Here is a 16,679-nt window from a genome sequence, read left to right as displayed (position 1 = left end):
ACGATGGCAGAGTACGGAGTGACCACCGAGGGATACGTCGTCAAGGGCCTCGACGTCGTGCTCTCGGAGGCCTTCGCCAGGGCGCGGGCGGCGTTCGGCGCCGACGTCGATCTGACACCGACGAGCGCGCTGCGCAAGATTCTCGAGGTCACCGCGCTCGAAGATGCCGAGCTTTGGAAACGCCTGGAATCCAGCTATTACGCGATGTTTGTGTCGACGGCCGACGGGCAGAGCCTGGACTTCCTCGGCGAGGACATCGGAGTCGACCGGCTCGCGCTGCACGCCACCGGCGAGGTCACCCTGACCCTCGCGAACGGGGTCCCCGGCCGGTCGTACCTCGTCAACGAGGGCACGGTGCTGACGTCTGGCGGGCCTCCCTTCACCACGGTGCAGGCCGTCACCCTGACCTCAGACACTCCCGTCGCCACCGTCGGGGCGCGTGCGCTGGTGCGCGGCACCGCCGGCGACGTGGCAGCCGGGGCGATCTCGGCGATCGAACCCGCCCACGCCGCCGTGTATTTCGCCGACCTCGGTCCTGCGACGATCACCGTCACCAATGCGGAGCCCACGTCGGGCGGTCTCGACGTCGAGCCCGACGACACCTACCGCGGCCGGATGCTGGGCACCGCCCGCACGCTGTGGACGATCGAGGCCGTCCATCAGGCCGTCCTCGACGTCGACGGTGTCATCGACGTACTCATCTCCGATCCCCTTGGCGGCGTTGATGTTTCGCAATCGTATTTCGGAATCTTCGACTTCGGGCGCCGGCTGTTCGCCGCCGAGCGCCGCATCGGCGAGCCGTACCAGTTCGACGTCGTCGTAGCCCATGAGTTCCGGTGGCCGTGGGAGACCACCGGGCCGGTGCCTGGCATCGCCGAAAGCGTCCGCGCCGCACTGGATCTGGTGCGCCCGCCGGGTGTGCATCCCAACGTGATCGAGGCCGACCACATCGATGTCGGGTTGCGCGCGCAGCTCGTCGTGCGGCCCGGGTATGACACCGACGCGCTGCTGGCCCGGGTGACGCAGCGGGTGACCGAGGAGACCGCGGCGCTGCGGCTCGGTGGCGACGTGCTCTTCGCGCAGGTGATGCGAGCACTGACCGACGAGCCCGGCGTCGTCGACGTGCAGGCGATGCACCTGCGCCGCGGACCGGGGGTGTTCGGGCGATTCGGCCTCGGCCCGGTCGGCTACCGGTCGGCCGCATACGAGGCGGGGGTGGGCGAGAACCTCGACATGGGGCCCACCGAGCTGGCGGTCTTCCGCCCCGACTCCGGCCTCAACGACCTGCGGGTGATGCTGCCGTGATCCCCGCACTCCTCGCGCCGCCCGCCCTGCACGCCATGCGTGGCCGGTTCACTTTGCCGTTCGAGCGCGGTGCGCAGGCACGCGACCTCGACCTTGCGCCCAGTGCCACGCCGGGGCAGGCGGACATCGTGGACTACGACTTCGGCGAATACCGCGCCCTCTACGGCCGTGACCCCGAGCCGAGCTACGTGCTGCGCGCCCGCGGCGAAATCTCCGGCGCCACTGTCACTCTCGACGGCACCGATCCGACGCTGGGGGCGTTCACCGTGACCGTGCCCGTCGCCGCCGCCGGAGACGGGGACAGCGTCGTCGTCGCGCTGCCCGCAGGTGTGACCCCGGAGGCCCGGCTGACCGCGCTCACCGACGACGCCGTGCCCGCCGGAAGCCAGGCCGCCGAACGCTGGACGCTGACCGTGCTGCTGGGCACCACCGCGCGGCTGCTGTGGGTGATCGGCGCCGAACGCGACAGATTGACCCGGCTGGCCAGGGAGGTACACAACCAGCGCACGGTCGCCCGCACCGGCAGCGCCGCCCTCGACCTCGTGGGGGCGGACCTCGCGGTGCCGCGGTTTCCGCCCAACCCGTATTCGGTCGACGACGACACCGTCGCGCTCTATCACCTCGACGACGAGCCCGGCGCCGCGCCGGAGGTAGCGGACGCCGCGGCGCTGTTCCCCGGCCGGCCTCCGCACCACGGATCGCTCGGCGCGACCCCGCCGACGCCGGCTCCCGGTCGCTGGGGCCGCGGCCTGCGCTTCGACGCCGGCAGCCTGGTCAGCATTCCCGCACACACCGCGTTCAACATCCCGGCGAGCCGCGACTTCAGCGTCGACCTGTTCGTCCGGCCGGACCCGGCGTCCACTCTCGGCACCGTCGTGCACCGCGGCGCAGGTTCGGACCGCTGGTCGGTGGAGGTCGGGGACCTGCTTCTCGGCGGGCGAAACTCGGTGCGCGCCAATGTCACTGACGGTACCGACACGATCACCACCTCCGCGGCAGTCGACCTGCCCACCGACCGGTTCAGCCACGTCGCCGCCGTCCTCGTCCGGGACGGCGGCCAGGCCCGGCTGGCGGTCGTCGTCGACGGTGTCGAGCGGGCAGCGTCGATCGGACCGCTCGGCGCGGTCACCGGAGGCGGTGCGATCCGTCTCGGTCCCGGACCCACGGGCTTCCGCGGCGTTCTCGACGAGGTGCGGTTCAGCTCGGTGGCGCGTAGCCACTTTCACCCCGCCCTCGGCGAATCGGACGACAGCTACCGCGAACGCCTTGCGCTGTTCAGGCGCTGGGAGTTGCCCGCGCCGCAGGGCCTCCAAGCTGTACTCAACCGGCTGGTACCGGAGCTCGACGGCGTCGCCGACCCGTTCGTCGTCGACGACACCGACAGCCCCTTCCACAGCGGCGGGGTCGTGGTGCGGGTGCGACCGCAGGCGCTGGCGCCGATGGAGTCGATCGACGGTGACGGGCGCCTGCGGGTTGCCGAGGCGGACCTGTGGCCGCCGATCGACGGCGCCGCCGACGAGTCGCAACTCGGAGAGTGCACCGACCCGCGAATCGGTTTCGCACCACCCATAGCGTCTGACCCGCAGCGCCCACTCGGGCTGCCCGACCCCGACCCGCGTCTGATGCGGCCAGCGGTGGCCGCGGCCCTCACCCGGCTGGCCGACCTGGCCGAAATCACGGTGGTCGCCGGTTGGGACGCCGCCGCGACCGACTCGCGGGCCGACGGCCGCGCCGTCGTGCTGGAGTCAGGTACGACCAGTCCGGGGCGCCTCGCCGCCCTCGCCCACCGGGCCGGCTTCGACCTCGTCGAGCATCGTCCGAAAGGACTCGTGTACGCCGCGGCCGCACCGGGGCGGGCGCTGCTCACCGGTCCGGTCGGCTCGGGAGAGCTTCTGGCACAGGGGCGCGTCCCACGCGTCGAGGTGGGCACCGCCGTCGTCATCGAGGCCTCGCTCGGGACGCCGCGATTCACCGGCGCGACGCTGACGCCGGACACCGAGGTCCAGTTCGCGCTGCTTGCCCCGCCGCCCGGGACCCTGCTGACCCACATCCCTGGCGCGCACACCGCCGCGCTCACCCCCGCCCGGCCCGGGCCGCTGAACATGTCCGCCGACATCGCTTTCGGCGGTCGAACGTCGACCGTCACGATCACTCTGCAGGCACTGCCCGCGCCGCTTGCCGACGGGGACAGCATCGCCGCCGACGGCACAGCGGGCGTGGCCGAAACCGTGGTCGGGCCGCATCCGGACTTCGACCCGGCCTACCTCGGCACGATCACCGACCCGCGCGCCGTCCTGGGCCCTGATCCGGAGGACTCCCGCGCCGACCGTGGCGTCATCGGCCCGCTCATCGCGCTGCTCGACGACCTCGAGGCGGCCGGTCAGCCGGGCGATCTGCAGGTCGTGACCGCCTATCAGCCCGCAGCTCCACCCGGCGACCTTGCGGGCGAGGGGCGGCGCCTCGTCCTCGCGCACACCGTCCTGGACGGCGGCCGGCTCGCTGTCGCCGCGCATGCTGCGGGCTTTCCGTACACGGCCCGCTCCGGCGCCACCGCCGTGGTCGCCGCGCCACCGGGCGAGCCGGTCGGGGTGACCGGGCCGCTCGAGTTCGAGGTCGACGAGACAGTGACGCTCACCGTCGACCCCGCCCCCTCGGCGGTCTCCCCGACCACCCGGCTCGGCTGGTCCAGCGCCCAGCTGATGCCCACCGCACCGGACCGGCAGGGCGTTCAGCTGATGTCGACGACCGCGCCCGCCGTCGCGGTCACCGGCAGGTGGCCCGGACTGGCCTGGGTCCGCGCCACGCTGCGCGAAGCCGTAGCGCGGGGGCCATACGCATTCGAGGTCCGGCTGCGCCCGGAGCTCGCCACCGCGCACTTGTCGCTCGACCAGTACTACCTCCTCATGAATGCGCTGCACCGGCTGCACCCCGTCGGGGTGGAGGTGCTCACCGAGCGGCTGCGCGCCGCCGTCGTCGAGCTGACCACCGCACCCGACGGGATCGACCCGAGCTTCACCTACCCCACGTTCCGCGTCCGCCGGCCCGTCCGGTCCCTGAGGAAGGAGCCAGCCCATGGCTAACGTCAGCTTCACCCCGTCGTTCACCCACACCCCGTGGGTCGACAACCGCGACCGGGTGCAGGCCGCAGGCCCCAACGGATTCAACGTCCGGTTCGCCGCGCTGCAGGCCGATCTCGGCAGCCTTTCCGGTGTCGTCCAGCAGATCGACACCGCGCTGGATGCGCTGGAGGCGGGGCCCGGCGCCCAGACCCGGGTGGTCACCCAGGCGCCGATCCTGTCGCCGGTCAGCGGTACGGGAGCGTGGGCGCAGGACGCCCAGGGCAACGCGTTCCGCAGCGGCGCGCTGACCGCGCTGTCTGGTATCAGTCCCGTCGTGCTGCCCAACGGTGTCACGCTGTCCAACCTGCGCGTGCTCGGCACCAACAGCGGCAGCGGTGCGTTGCGCGTCGACCTGATGCGGGCGCCGCTCACCGGGGGCGCGGCGCCCGACCGCATCGCCCGAGTCGTCGGGGACAGTGCGCCGTTCGACACCTCGGTCGCGGCCACGGCCGCGTTCGCCGTCGTCGACAACGTGGTGTTCCGCTACTACGTGCTCGCGCTCCTCAGCGGAGCGGCCGCCGCCGACAGCGTCAGCCTGTCCGGCTTCCAGATCAGCTACCTCGCGTGACCAAAGGAGTATTGCTATGACCCTTTTCATCAGCATCGACTTCGGGCAGCCCGGCGCCGTCGACACCGCGGGGGTGAGGCCTTACACGGGCAGCGTTCCCCTATGGAACAACGCGAGCATCTTCCTCGACGGCGGCATCAGCCAGACCCAGACCAAGGAGGGCATGCCGACCACCGTCAAGGTGCGGGTGTCGGCGGCCCCGCGGACCAACTTCCAGTTCGTGACCGTCGACGCGTACGTGCTGGCGCCGTTCGCCGGACCGCTGACGCCCGCCGCCGCGCTGCACACACTCACCGGGTTCACCGGCCAGATCACCGCGGGCTCCGGCAACGCCGCCGACCCGAACGACCCGCACATCGTCACCTGCTGGATCCAGGACCCGATGCTGGGTCCGGTCCCGTGGATACCGACCCAGGACGACCTCGACGCGACATCCAACGGACACCTCTGCGTAGTCGCCAACGCCTATGCGGAAGAACCCGCCAGTGGCGGACCCGCGCCAGGGGCCACACCGTTCGACGTCCACGGCAACGAGCATCAGGGCCAGCGCAACATCAACGTGCTGCAGTCGAATAGCCTGCGGGATTTCAAATTCCAGGTCTACGGACCGCAGGCGGGCACAGAATTCGCTCTACAAATCCGACGACTCACCGCCAAAGACTTCGGGGCGAGCGACCGCGGGCTGCTCGTCTCGCTGCCCAACGTCGTGGAGCGCGGAGAGCAGCTCTACCTCATCGGCGGGCAGGGCAAGGAGCCGGTGCCGCTGAGCCAGAGCAAAGCGCGCCTCGCCGGCACACTCGACCTCGGGAAGCTCGGCACCTTCGACCTCGGTGAGCTCGCCGCATCCAAGAAGGGGATCGTCACCGTCGCCAAGCCCAAGGGCATCACGGCCACCGTCTCCGTCGACCGCGACGACAAGCCGGGCTCACTACTCGGCTTCGACGCCGCGGTGCGGGACCTCAGCACCGGCGAAGACATTGGCGGGATCCGTATTCACACGCTGCAGACGTAAACCGTGGGCACGACGGTCCACTGCCACGTGCCGATCACCGTGCGGCTCCGCGGCGATCCCGACGAGGCCGCGCTGGCGGCGTTGCGCGAGGCGGTCGGCCGTGCGGTGCGCGATCGATTGGCCGAGGCCGAGCGTGTGCTGGCCGCGCCGGTCAAGCGGGACCTTCCGGACCCGCTACGCGCCGGCGCCGCGGGCGACGTGCTGTCCGAGCGCTACGACGAAGAGCGGGACCTGCCCGAGGGCTACGCGATGCCGTCGTACCGGAAGAAGGGACGGTACATCCCGCTGCCGGTAACCGAACCGCCGTCGGGACTGGGTTTCCGGGTGTTGCGTAGCGCGCACGTGCGCGCCCCGACCAACGAGTTCTTCAGCTGGGTTGAGCAGGTGATGACGCACGGTGCGTCCAGCTGGGGCGGTGCGCTGCCCGGCCGCGCGCTGTACGAGGACATGGCCCTGTCCGAGCACTATGTCGCCGTCTGGCTGGTGGAGGTGCGCGCCGCCACCACGCTCGCCGAGCTGATGCCCAAGCTGGGGACACGTGCGCTGCAGCTGCTCGGCAACCGGCGCGGCCGCACGATCCTGCACGCCGCGACCGTCAACGACAGCCATGTCGACGAGCTCGCGAACTACGACACCAACGGCGAAATCGCCGCCCTCCCGCTGCTGTACCGCGTCAATGCCCGGCGGGTCTTCGGCAACGGGCCGGCCACCCAGCTGCTGCGCGGCGGCCGTGTCGTGTGGGCGGGGATGGAGCTGCCGGAGATCACGCCCGAGTCGCTGATCGAAACCGGGCCGGCAGGCACAGTCCGGATCACGCTGACCGACGCCGGCGTCGTCGTGCCCCAGGACCTGTTCGCACAGCGCTTCGGCCTGACTTGGCAGGAGCTCCTCGACGAAGCGGGCAGCCGCCTCGTGCGGGTGGACTACCTACCGGTCCGCACCCGCAAGGCGGTCGCCGAAGCGGCCATCGACTACGCGGCCCGCGTGCTCCTCGATGCCGCGGCGCTGCCTGCACCCGCGGCGGGTGACACCGCGGAGACCGTCGTCGACTACCCTGACGCTGCGGGCATCCCGACGGCGGTGCGCGACGCCGTCAACACCTGGTCCGCTGGCTTGCCGCCACTGCCTCCGCCGCCGAAGGACAAAAGTAAACCGGGGCCTGGATTGCGTGCTCCCGCGGGCAAAGTCGCCGTCGCGTGTCGTGCCCACTTGCCGTTCGACGACGAGACCATCGGGGCGGCCAGGCTGCGCCCCGTCGGTCGCCGGTTCGCCGCCGAGGTGCGCGCGTTGCTCGCCAAGGACACCGAGGACCGGGACTGGAAGTACGACTTCTACCACTGGGAGTACCGCAACCTCGGCTCGCCACCGGAGGCCCGCCCGGTCGGCGGCACGCCGTGGGAGTACGCGCTGGAATCGCTGGACAACACCGGCCATCTGGACGCACTGTTCGCCGCGCTCGACTTCCACGACTGGTCGACCATCACCTTCCCGATCCTGATGCACAGCAGGGCAACGAAATTCGCGGGCCACCGGCTGGTCGCCGACCTCTTCGAGCGGACCCGCAGGAGGTGGCTCGACGTCCGCGCGAACGGCTACCGGACCGCGAGTCCCGGCGTGCCCGCCGCCGTCGACCTCGACAAGGATGGCCGGTGGATCACCGTGGGCGGGAACGATGTCCTCGGCGAGTTCGAGTCGTCGTTCCTCACCGAGCGCACGGTCAAGGAGCTCACCGCAGGCGCCCAGGAACGGTTCAAGACCGCGATCCTCGCCGAGCGCGAGGGGCTGGTGAAGCGCGTCGCCGACGGCACCGAGACCCGTGACCTGACCGACGAGACCTTCCTGCGGGAGGTGATCGAGGCGGCGTGCGCGCGGGCCAAGATCACCAACGACGACTTCACCGAGATCACCATTCAGACCAGCCTGCGGCTGCTCGATGTCCGCTACACCCCTCATTACGGATTGCCGCGCTGGACCGTGAAGGTGGTGCGCGTCGAAAAGCGTTCTGACGGCGGCACGTGGACACCGATCGGGTCGCCGGTGGAAAAGATCGACGACGACTTCGAGGCGGCGCTCGTCTACGCGCGGCTCGGCAAGGCCGGGGAGTTCTACCGGGCGATGGGCATCGCGATCACCGTCGTCGGCCTGATTGCTGTCGCGTGGTCGGCGGGGATCATCGCGGCGTTGGTGGCGGCCGGCGGCGGCGCGAAGATGGTGATCGCGTCGATCGCGATCAGCGAACTCATCTACATCGTGCGCGTGGTTTTCTTCGACGCGAAGCTGACGCTCGAAGGCTTTCTCATGGCCGGCGTCGAGGGCTACCTCAACGCGGTCGGGTTCCGCGTCGGCCTGTTGGCGGGCAGCAAGCTGGGGACCTCCATCGGCACAGCGACGTTGCGTCGGGTGTGGGGCGGGATCATCGCCGAGAAGCTCGCCATCGCCGTCGTGGGCGGAGCCGTCTCCGGGGTGCTGACGCAATTCGCCCACGATGTGGTCGAGATCGCGATCCGCGACGGCACGATATCGAGCTGGCACGCGTACGTCGGGCGAATGACCGTCGGGGCCGCGTTCGGCTTCGTCGCCGAGTTCGGGCTGTCCCCGGTGTTGCGCGCGCTCGGGGCCGGCGGCCGCTCCGCGCTGACGTCCATCGACGACATCTGGAAGCAGCTGAAGAACGAGGGCTTCACCCTGGTGCAGGCCGGTGCCGCGACCGCGGAGGCCCTGTCCCGACTGCGAGTCAGCGCTCTCGTCTTCGCCGGCGACGCCGCCGTCGACGGTCTGATCGGCGCGCTGTCCGCCCGGCTCGCGCCGCTGTTCGGCAAGTTCGTGGCCGAAACGACGGCGCGTCGGGTGCTCGAGCTGGCAGGTGCGCAATTCTCCCGCCACGCGGTGGCCGGCCTCGAGCGGTTCCTGCAGGCCGCCGACGATCCGGCGTCGGCCGAGGCGGCCCGCCGGCTGGCTGCGACATTCGCGAAGAGCCCGCAACAGGCCGTGCATCTGATGGAGGTGCTGTCCACGCTTCGAGCTGACGAAGCTAGGCGCTTGCTCACCGGGACGTTCAACACCGCCGACGACCTGGCGGCGTTCCTGTCCCGGATCGCCGGGTACACCCCTGACCAGCAGCGCGGCATCCTGGCCCTGCTGGTCGAGGCGGACCTGGTGGCCAGGCCGCCCACCTCTGCAGGCTCGTCCGCGCAGTCGATCATCGACCGGCAGTTCGAGCGCAGCCAACGGCTGCAGGCCGATGCAGCGATGCGGGACGCGGCCCGGCTGCGCCGAGAGGCGCAAGAGCTGTTGAACAAGTCCACGCTCGCTGGCACCCTAGGAAAAGAGACCCGCGCCAAACGTCTCCTCGAGCAGGCGGAAGCCAAGGCTGCGGAGGCCGCCCAGGCCACCAAGATTGCGGACGACCTGGCCGCCGCCCGCGGTGACCCGTCGCTGCCCGACCCACCGGGCGCGCTCCCCCGCGACCTGCCGGGCGACAATCCCGCCGCGCTGGCCGACGAGCTCGACGCCGCCCTGAGTGAGTTGGAGGCCGGGACCGGACAGTCGGTGCACGCGGTGTGGATCAACCTGCGTGCCGAGCAGCTGGGGCCACAGCACGTCAAGGCGCTCACCCGGGTGCTGTTCAGCTCGCGCAGCGGGAACCCGGTGGTGTTCCGCGTCGAAGGCGGTACGGCCGGAATCGGCCAGCGCTCAAAAGAATTCATCACCATCGACGGCGGCAACGCGAGAATTCGGCCCGGCGACAAAAAGCTCAACATCAACGTCGGCTCCTTCGAGCGCGCGGTGGAGTTCATCCTCGAGGCCCGTCCCGGTGCGAGGATCAAGTTCTTCGAGGTGGACGCCACCTACCTGAAGAACCTGCGCAGCATCCTGACTCCTGAGCAAGGGCATCCGATGTGGCTGGCCGACGTGGACGCGGCGGGCAAGGCCATCCCCGGCACCGCCGCACCCACCCCTGGCAGCATCGCGGACGTCCAGCGAGCGGGGCGGACCGTCGACACCCGCCAGGCGGTCGACCAGCTTCAGCTCGACGCGCAGATAGCGGCCGAGCTCAACGAGTTCATCATTCCCGGGACGGCGCGGGTGCTGGAGTTCACGGCGCGCACAGGAAGTGGGAAGGCGGTACCGACGAAATGAGGATCGTGGTCCACCCGCCGACTGTAGAGGCTCCCGATGGGACCGAGCACGTCGCCGCTATCGTGCTTGCTGTTGTGCACGAACGGATTCGGGAGCTCGGCGCGGGTATCGAATCCGCCGGCGAGGCGGAGACCTCTATCTCGTGAACATATCTCGTGAACACGGTTCGACGACTTCGACGTTCGCAGGATGACCGGTATGGAGTATTGATCTAAACATCAAGGTGGCCCAACTGTGGGGCGGCCGGGGGTCGAGCGCCAAGCGGTTACGTTCGGCGGCGAGCCGGGTGTTGGCGTCCAACGCTCGGTCTGCCATTTAACTCTCCATCCGCCATCCGCCATCCACTTGACCCGCGTCGATCGAGGTGCACCGGTGCATACGTTCACGCCGTCTGGGTCATCGCCGAAACGCGAATGCGGTGGGGAGTCGGGCATCGGGTGTCGTCGCCACCTCACCCAATGCAGTGCGGGCGATCGCCGCGGACGCTTCTGTCACCGGCAAACAGATGAACGGCCGCGTCGTCAGGCTGGGGGCCGCTCGTTGGGCCCCCAGTTCCACACGCTTGGATCGACCGGCGGATAGTTCATGCAGACATCGGTGGCGTGCGCCACGACGCCCTTGTTGTTGAAGAACAGCTTGGCCCAGTTGCCCCAGTGGGTGGCCATCTGTTCGTAGTACACGTTGGTGGCGGTGTCCTCGGAGTATTGGCGGCGGCCGGCGTAGTCGAGCGAGAAGAACCAGTAGATGCGATCCCGCGCCGCGTTCTCCACATCGACGGGCCTGTTGTTGTAGTCGATCATGTACCGCTGGTAGTAGATGGGCGAGGTGTCGCGCGCTGCCGCCATGTATTGGTCCACCGTGCAGGTGGTCTTGAGCATCCGGTTGGGGATCGGGTAGTCGTCGGTTGCATCGGCCGACGCGATCCCCGGAGCGGCCGCCAGGCTCGCGACCACAGCAGCTCCGACGACACTGCTACGGATCAGTCGCTTCAGACGGTGTGCCACGGTGTGCTTCCAATCGTCAAGGTGGATGGTCGGTCTAGTTGGGCCGCTGTTCGGCGACCTGTACCAGCAGGGCCTGCTTGTCTGGACAGTACGTCTGGAAGGCCAGCGCCATGAACTGCCAGGCCTGCTCGGTGGTGCTGTCCTTCTGCAGCTGCATCAGGATGAATTTCGCAGAGTCGTAGGCGTTCTTGTCGACGCCGCGGTCCACTCGTTCGCAGGCGATCTTTCCGATCCAGGCGTTGTAGTCCTTCTGGCCGTAGATGCCATGGGCATGTAGCGCGTTGGCGAAATCGGTGTCGGGGTCGGCGTGCGCGACGGCCGGCGCGGCAACCGCGAACGCGCCGAAGACACCGGTCAGGATCGCAGCGCGAACTCGTCGGCCGTTCATGGTTGCGCCCCTTCGAGTTGGCGGACGGGCGTCGGCCAGGGTAGCGGACGGGGGCGCTGACGGACATGCTGCGGCCACCAGAACCACCGCCCGAGCAGCGCGGCGATGGACGGAGTCAACAGCGACCGCACCACCACGGTGTCGAACAACAGTCCCAGCCCGATGGTCGTGCCGACCTGGCCGATCACGATCAAGCTGCTCACCGCCATGGAGGCCATGGTGAAGGCGAAGACCAGCCCGGCGGCGGTGACCACGGAGCCGGTTCCCACCATCGCGCGGATGATGCCGGTGTTCAGCCCGGCGTGAATCTCTTCCTTCATTCTCGACACCAGGAGGAGGTTGTAGTCCGCACCGACGGCCAACAGCACGATCACCGACATCGGCAGCACCATCCAGTGCAACGGGATGCCGACGATGTGCTGCCACAGCAGCACGGACAGGCCGAACGAGGTGGCCAGGCTCAGTACCACCGTTCCGACGATGACCGCCGCGGCCACCACCGCACGGGTGAGCAGCACCATGATGATGAAGATCAGGATCAGTGCGGCGACGGCGGCGATGATGAGGTCGTAGTCGGCGCCCTGCTGCATGTCGTTGTATGTGGCCGAGCTACCGCCGACATAGATGCTGGAGCCTTCCAGCGGTGTCCCCTTGATCGCGTCCGCCGCGGCAATCTTGAGCGGTTCGATTCGGGACGTTCCCTCCTCCGTCAACGGGTCACCCTGGTGGATGATGGTGAACCGCACCGCATGGCCGTCCGGAGACAGGAACAGTTTGATGCCACGCTTGAAGTCGTCGTTGTCGAAGGCCTCCGGCGGCAGGTAGAACGAGTCGTCATTGCGTGCCGCGTCGAAGGCCTCGCCCATCGCCGTCGCGTTGTCCTGCGCCGCCATGGTCTGGTCCTGCTGCACCCTCTGCGCCTGATACTGGTTGAGCATCAGTTGCTTCTGCGTCTTCATGGTTTGGATCATCGGCGGCATCACCGCGACCATCCGCCCGGTCAGATCGGCCATCTGATGGATATCGGGCACGATGTCCTGGAAATCATCTGACAGCGTCGAGATGCCGTCGAGGCTGTCGAAGACCGAGCGCATCGACCAGCACAGCGGGATGTCGACGCAGTGCGGCTCCCAGTAGAAGTAGTTTCGCAGCGGCCGGAACTGGTCGTCGAAGTCGGCGAGATGATCGCGCACGGTGGCGATGTCGTCGGAGGTGACGGCCATCTTGTCCGACATCCGTCGGGTTACCTCGGCCAACTGCTGTGTGATGCTCTGCATCTCGGTCATCGAGTCGATGGTGACCTGCATCTCGTCGGCCTGTTTGAGGATATTGTCGATTACGGTCTGCTGATAGTCGTTGTTCATCAGCTGGCCGGTGCTGTTCTGGCTGATCGAGTACGGGATCGTCGAGTGCTCGATCGGCTTCCCCTCCGGCCGGGTGATCGTCTGCACCTGCGCGATACCGTGCACCCGCGACATCGCCTTGGCGATCTTGTCGATTACCAGGAAATCGGCCGGATTGCGCATGTCGTGGTCGGTTTCGATCATTACCAGGTCGGGGTTCATCTTGGCCTGTGAGAAGTGCCGATCGGCGGCCGCGTAGCCGACGTTGGCCGACACATCGTCGGGAAGGTAGATGCGGTCGTTGTAGGTCGTGTAGTACCCGGGCAGTGTGAGCAGGCCGACGAGCGACACGACGACGGCGCACACGAGGACCGCACCGGGCCAGCGCACGGTCGCTGTGCCCACCCGATGCCACAGCCGTTGCCGCCCAGCCCGTTTGGGTTCCAACAGGCGGCCGAATCGGCTGCACACGACGATGACAGCCGGGCCAAGGGTGAGCGCCGCGGCGACCACGATGACCATGCCGACGGCCAGCGGGATGCCCATCGTCTGGAAGTAGGGCAACCGGGTGAAATGCAGGCAGAAAGTGGCTCCGGCGATGGTCAGGCCCGACGCCAGCACGACGTGTGCGGTCCCGTGGAACATGGTGTAGTACGCCGATTCCCGGTCCTCGCCGGCTCGACGTGCTTCCTGGTAGCGGCCGATGAGGAAAATCGCGTAGTCCGTTGCCGCGGCGATCGCCAACGTCACCACCATGTTGGTCGCAAATGTCGTCAGCCCGAACACGTTGTGGTAGCCCAGAAACGCCACCAGGCCGCGCGCGCCGGACAGCCCCAGCAACACCATGCCGAGCACGATGAGCGTCGTGAGGATCGACCGGTAGACGAGCAACAGCATGAGGGTGATGACGCCGAAGGTGACGAACTCGATCATCCTCATGCTGGCGTCGCCGACCTCGTTCTGGTCGGTGGACGTCGCCGCGGGCCCCGTGACGTAGGCCTTCACCCCAGGGGGCGCCGGGGTCTCGGAGGCGATGTGGCGGACCGCCGCCACCGACTCGTTGGCCAGCGCTTCGCCCTGATCGCCTGCGATGTAGACCTGGACGTAGGCGGCCTTGTTGTCGGTGCTCTGGGCTGCCGACGCGGTGAAGGAGTCGCCCCAGAAGTCCTGAACGTGCTGGATGTGCGTGGTGTCGGCGCGCAGGTCTCGGACGATCGTGTCATAGAACGTGTGCGCCTCGGCGCCCAGGGGCGCGTCGCCCTCGATCACGATCATCACCGAGCTGCTGGTGTCGTACTCGCCGAACACCTGGCCGACCCGTTTGGTCGCGATCATCGACGGTGCGTCGTTGGGGCTCATCGACACCGCGCGCAGCTTGCCGACCTCCTCCAGCGTCGGCACGACGGTGTTCAGCACGGCGATGAGGACGATCCAGCCCAGGATGATCGGCACGGCGAACACGCGGATGAACCGCGAGATCCTCGGGCGCGCCGGCTGGCGGTGGCTCGGGATCGTGTCGGTCGGAGCGTCGTCCACGGTTGCGGTCATGCCGATTTCACCAGGCAGAAGGTTTCGGCGTTCACGCCCGTAGCGGTCCTTTCGTCCTTGACCACGTCATCGACGGTGACTCGGCAGCTGATGGAGTGCCCGTCGCCCTGGGCGATGATGTTCGGCGACGCCGACGGTGAGGTGGTGCTCAGCGTCAACGACCAGGGCAGTGCGACGCTGCCGGTGCGCTGGGGCTTACCGTCGAGATCGAGGTAGTTGATCACCGCCGTGGAGCCCGAGCCGAACACCTCGTAGGTCACCACTTTGGGGTTGAAGTCCTCGGCGCTGTCGGAGCTCTTCGGCGTCACCACGACGGGCTGAGCGCCGAACACCGAGCGGGCGTTCATCACCGCGACCACGCCGATGGCGACGGCAAAGACCACAAGCAGCGGAATCCACACGCGCCCAAGAGTTTTCATCACCGCAAATGCCGTTCGTGCGCTATGGCAGCGACCGTTGGAGGCTTGTCCACGACGGAGGTCATTTGTTCGGCCTTTCAGCATTCGAAGCCACCCCGGATTCGTGGCCGGACGCAGCGCTAGACAGATAAGCTAACGATTTAAGCGGATGCGGTCAATCCACTTCTGCTGTTGCGCCCGTTACACTCGGCCCCGTGAGTTCTCACCCGACGGCCGATCGGCCGCTGCGCAAGGACGCGCAGCGCAACCGTCAGCGTGTCATCGACGCCGCCCGCGAACTGTTCGCGGAAAAAGGTCTGGAGCCCAACCTCAACGACGTCGCCCGCCACGCGGGCGTGGGAGTGGGTACCGTGTACCGACGCTTCGCCAGCAAGGAGGAGCTGCTCGAGGCCATTTTCGAGGACGGACTCCAACAGCTCACGACACTGGCCGAAGTTGCTCTGCGCCATGATGATTCGTGGCAGGGGTTCGTGTGGTTCGTCGAGCACATGTGCGAGATCACCGCCACTGACCGGGGTTTGCGGGAGATCGCCTTCAGCAAGGCCTACGGCGGGTGCCGCGTGAACGCCGCCCAGGATTGCCTCAGTCCCGTCGTGACCAGAATCGTCGAGCGAGCGCAGGCCGACGGTCACCTCCGTCCCGGCCTTTCCTCCACGGACATGCCGGTCATCGGCCTCCTGGCCGGCACGGTCAGCGAATTCGCCGGACACGTCGATCGTGATCTCTGGCGTCGTTACGTGGCGCTGCTGATCGACGGAATGCGCCGCCGCGACGGCCAAGCACAACTGCGCGTCGATGCGCTCGACGAGCCGGGACTCGACGCGGCGATGCGAACGTGGGAGCCCGCGGGCTCGCCCTCCCGAGCGCTGCCGACACGGTAGTTGCGGGGATGAAGTGGGGCGGGCGGGGCTCGAACCCGCGACCAATGGATTCGGTTTTGGCGGTTCTCAGCGTCGATTGTCAAGGTCGGTAATTTCCCAGTGCCACAAGGGATTCCGCGCCCATCGATTCCCATCGAGAATCTGCTGATTCCGGTCGAATCCCGCTCATAACCGCTGAAAAAGTGATGACTGAAGGGTGTCCAGACATAGCCACATAATTTGGCTCGAGAAATGGGTTCACAGTGCCTAATCACGGCTGCATGAGCCGTCGCCGGGGCGGTATTCCACCACCGCCCCCGCCTGAGGCTGCAACAGATTAGAGGCGCAAATTGGAGTGTTCCGGCAGCGAGAAACTTCTACCGGCGTCACTGTCGTCGCCGGAGTCGCGCGAGGCCATCCAGCACAAGCTCGACCAGTTCGTGGCGATCGCCGAGCGGTCGGTGGTCGTCGGGTACGGGGCGCTCATCGGCGCCGCGGTGATTACGTAGGGAGGGCGCCACCATGACCACCACACCGGCACCGCCCGCGGAGGGCTGCGGCGAAATGAGGCTGTCGCAGTCTTCCGCCGGCGGTGACGGATGGATGCGCCGTTGTGCGCTGGCAGCTGCGACGTGAACCGGTCCACAGCCCAAGGCGTCGCAGCTTCCCGCCCGCAGCGGCAGCGGTAGGGCGTCTTGGCAGCGGTGGTCTGGCTGTGGACCGCACCGCCACCACGACGACCTATAACCCGTACTCATCGAGGACCAGGAGAACGAACCCAATGAGCACCGGATGCCAATTCACCGACGCCGACCGCCAACGCCTCAAATTGGCCGTGCACGAAGCCGGCCATGCGGTCGTCGGTCTGCTTTACGGGGCGACGGTCGGGCGCGCCGCCCCGACCGACGACGGCACAGACGGCGAATGCACGTTCACAGCAGACTGTTTCGGCCCGTCTGCCCGCGCGCAGCTG

Annotated in this window: 11 protein-coding genes and 1 pseudogene; 8 read left to right on the top strand and 4 right to left on the bottom strand. The window is 68.2% G+C overall.

What is annotated here, in order from left to right; translation table 11 throughout:
* The first annotated feature begins 3 nt into the window (after positions 1–3).
* From ADBZ6K_RS23690 to ADBZ6K_RS23670, 5 genes are read left to right on the top strand one after another with little or no spacing between them, the layout of a single operon-like run.
* Positions 4–1,305 (top strand): baseplate J/gp47 family protein, encoded by a 1,302-nt coding sequence (locus ADBZ6K_RS23690; protein ID WP_526351294.1) that lies wholly within the window; start codon positions 4–6, stop codon positions 1,303–1,305.
* Entirely contained in the window at positions 1,302–4,385 is a 3,084-nt protein-coding gene (locus ADBZ6K_RS23685) for a LamG-like jellyroll fold domain-containing protein (protein ID WP_526351292.1), read from the top strand. The genes ADBZ6K_RS23690 and ADBZ6K_RS23685 overlap by 4 nt, the downstream gene beginning before the upstream one ends.
* Entirely contained in the window at positions 4,378–4,992 is a 615-nt protein-coding gene (locus ADBZ6K_RS23680; RefSeq protein ID WP_526351290.1) for a hypothetical protein, read from the top strand. The genes ADBZ6K_RS23685 and ADBZ6K_RS23680 overlap by 8 nt, the downstream gene beginning before the upstream one ends.
* Before the next feature lie 16 nt (positions 4,993–5,008).
* Positions 5,009–6,004: a hypothetical protein gene (locus ADBZ6K_RS23675; RefSeq protein WP_526351288.1), complete on the top strand. Its 996-nt coding sequence runs from the start codon at positions 5,009–5,011 to the stop codon at positions 6,002–6,004.
* Positions 6,005–6,007: 3 nt separating this feature from the next.
* Complete coding sequence (locus ADBZ6K_RS23670) at positions 6,008–10,144, top strand: hypothetical protein (RefSeq protein ID WP_526351286.1); 4,137 nt, start codon at positions 6,008–6,010, stop codon at positions 10,142–10,144.
* Between the two features lie 521 nt (positions 10,145–10,665).
* Here ADBZ6K_RS23670 and ADBZ6K_RS23665 read toward each other — a convergent pair.
* From ADBZ6K_RS23665 to ADBZ6K_RS23650, 4 genes are all read right to left on the bottom strand, one after another.
* The gene (locus tag ADBZ6K_RS23665) at positions 10,666–11,097 is read right to left on the bottom strand and encodes a DUF5078 domain-containing protein (RefSeq protein WP_526351284.1); all 432 of its coding nucleotides are present in this window, start codon (positions 11,095–11,097) and stop codon (positions 10,666–10,668) included.
* Between the two features lie 85 nt (positions 11,098–11,182).
* Positions 11,183–11,536 (bottom strand): DUF732 domain-containing protein, encoded by a 354-nt coding sequence (locus ADBZ6K_RS23660; RefSeq protein WP_526351282.1) that lies wholly within the window; start codon positions 11,534–11,536, stop codon positions 11,183–11,185.
* Positions 11,533–14,427: an MMPL/RND family transporter gene (locus tag ADBZ6K_RS23655; protein WP_526351280.1), complete on the bottom strand. Its 2,895-nt coding sequence runs from the start codon at positions 14,425–14,427 to the stop codon at positions 11,533–11,535. The genes ADBZ6K_RS23660 and ADBZ6K_RS23655 overlap by 4 nt, the downstream gene beginning before the upstream one ends.
* Entirely contained in the window at positions 14,424–14,846 is a 423-nt protein-coding gene (locus tag ADBZ6K_RS23650; RefSeq protein ID WP_526351278.1) for an MmpS family transport accessory protein, read from the bottom strand. Before ADBZ6K_RS23650 ends, ADBZ6K_RS23655 begins: the two co-directional genes overlap by 4 nt.
* A 194-nt stretch (positions 14,847–15,040) precedes the next feature.
* Here ADBZ6K_RS23650 and ADBZ6K_RS23645 point away from each other — a divergent pair, with 194 nt between their 5' ends.
* The 3 genes and pseudogenes from ADBZ6K_RS23645 to ADBZ6K_RS23635 all read left to right on the top strand — a co-directional run.
* Positions 15,041–15,727 (top strand): TetR/AcrR family transcriptional regulator, encoded by a 687-nt coding sequence (locus ADBZ6K_RS23645; RefSeq protein ID WP_526351276.1) that lies wholly within the window; start codon positions 15,041–15,043, stop codon positions 15,725–15,727.
* A 329-nt stretch (positions 15,728–16,056) separates the two neighbouring features.
* Positions 16,057–16,215: a hypothetical protein gene (locus ADBZ6K_RS23640; protein ID WP_526351274.1), complete on the top strand. Its 159-nt coding sequence runs from the start codon at positions 16,057–16,059 to the stop codon at positions 16,213–16,215.
* Between the two features lie 272 nt (positions 16,216–16,487).
* A pseudogene (locus tag ADBZ6K_RS23635) lies at positions 16,488–16,679 on the top strand (hypothetical protein); the annotation flags it as partial.

Source organism: Mycobacterium sp. (genome assembly GCF_044223235.1).
Taxonomy (GTDB): Bacteria; Actinomycetota; Actinomycetes; order Mycobacteriales; family Mycobacteriaceae; genus Mycobacterium.
This window is presented reverse-complemented; position numbering and strand designations above follow the sequence as displayed.